We start from the raw sequence: 1558 nt of genomic DNA, 5'->3' as shown, positions 1-1558 counted from the left end.
GGCTTGCGCCAGGTCGGCGTGCTGGCGGCAGCGGCCAACCATGCGCTGGACCACCACATCGACCGCCTGGCCGAGGATCACGCGAATGCGCGGCTGCTGGCCGAAGGCCTGGCCGGGCTGCCGGGTGTCAGCGTCACCACGCCGCAGACCAACATCGTGTTCGTCGAGCTGGCGCCTGAACTGGCGCAGCGGGGCGAGCGTGGCGTGGTCGAGCGCCTGGCCGAGCGTGGCCTGCGCTGCACCGGCCTGTACCAGCTGCGGTTTGTCACGCACCTGGACGTGAGCCGCGAACAAATCGAGCAGGCCATCGCCATCCTGCGTGAAACCTTGCACTGAACCGGATTCCGCCATGAGCATCAGCAACACCGACGCGCTGACCCGCGTCATCGAGCACCGCGAAATCTTCCACGACGAGATGCTGACGCTGATGCGCCGCATCATGAGTGGCGAGATGTCGCCGGTGATGATCGCGGCCTTTGCCGTCGGCCTGCGCGTGAAGAAGGAGTCCATCGGCGAGATCGCCGCTGCCGCGCAGGTGATGCGCGAGTTCGCCACGCTGGTGCCGGTGGCCGACCGCACCGGCCTGGTCGACATCGTCGGCACCGGCGGCGACAGCTCGCACACCTTCAACATCTCCACTGCGTCGACTTTCGTCGCCGCCGCGGCTGGCGCGCGCGTGGCCAAGCATGGCGGGCGCAGCGTGTCGTCCACCTCCGGCAGCGCCGACGTGGTCGAGGCGCTGGGCGCCTTCATCGGACTGTCGCCACAGCAGGTTGCCGAATGCCTGGAGGAGTGCGGCATCGCCTTCATGTTCGCGCCCAACCACCACGCGTCCATGAAGCATGCGGCGCCGGTGCGCAAGGAGCTGGGCGTGCGCACCATCTTCAACATCCTGGGCCCGCTGACCAACCCGGCCGGTGCGCCGAACCAGCTGATGGGCGTGTTCCACCCGGACCTGGTCGGCATCCAGGTTCGCGTGCTGCAGCGGCTGCAGGCCGAGCACGTGATGGTGGTCTACGGCATGAACGGCATGGACGAGATCTCGCTGTCGGGCGAGACCATGGTGGGCGAGCTGAAGGACGGCGAGGTGCGCGAATACACCGTGCATCCGGCCGACTTCGGCCTGCCGGTCTACGACAGCCGCGTGCTGCGCGTGGCCAACCAGGCCGAGTCGGTGGCCTGCATCCAGCGCGCGCTGGGCAATGAGGACGGCCCTGTGCGCGACATCGTGCTGCTGAACGCCGGTGCGGCGCTGTATTGCGCCAACGTGGCGCGCACGGTGGTCGAAGGCGTGCAGCGCGCGCGGGAAGCCGTGGCGTCCGGTGCGGCTAAGGCCAAGCTGGAACAGTTCATCGCCGTGACCAACCGCTTCCGGCCTGCAGCATGATGCGCCGCATGAACCAACAGTCTCCGCGGGCCGCAGCGCCGGGCCGCCCCAAGCAAGGCCCGACCCTCTCGGAGGGTCGATTGCAGTACCCGGCAATCGGGGAGTTGACATGATCCCGGACATCCTGCGGCGCATCGTCGAGGTCAAGTATGAAGAAGTGACGGCGGGCCG

2 protein-coding genes are annotated in these 1558 nt (G+C 68.2%); both read left to right on the top strand.

All coding sequences use genetic code 11. The features are described from left to right. Positions 1 to 336: beta-eliminating lyase-related protein (locus FKP22_RS29915; protein ID WP_233447016.1), on the top strand; the 336-nt coding region annotated here is incomplete at its 5' end. A 13-nt stretch (positions 337 to 349) separates the two neighbouring features. Then, the gene (trpD, locus tag FKP22_RS29910; RefSeq protein ID WP_141291856.1) at positions 350 to 1387 is read left to right on the top strand and encodes an anthranilate phosphoribosyltransferase; all 1038 of its coding nucleotides are present in this window, start codon (positions 350 to 352) and stop codon (positions 1385 to 1387) included. Positions 1388 to 1558 lie beyond the last annotated feature (171 nt).

It is taken from the genome of Ideonella azotifigens (assembly GCF_006519715.1).
In the GTDB taxonomy this organism is placed as follows: Bacteria; Pseudomonadota; Gammaproteobacteria; order Burkholderiales; family Burkholderiaceae_C; genus Ideonella; species Ideonella azotifigens.
The sequence above is the reverse complement of the archived record's forward strand: the minus strand, read 5'-3'. Positions and strand labels throughout refer to the sequence as shown.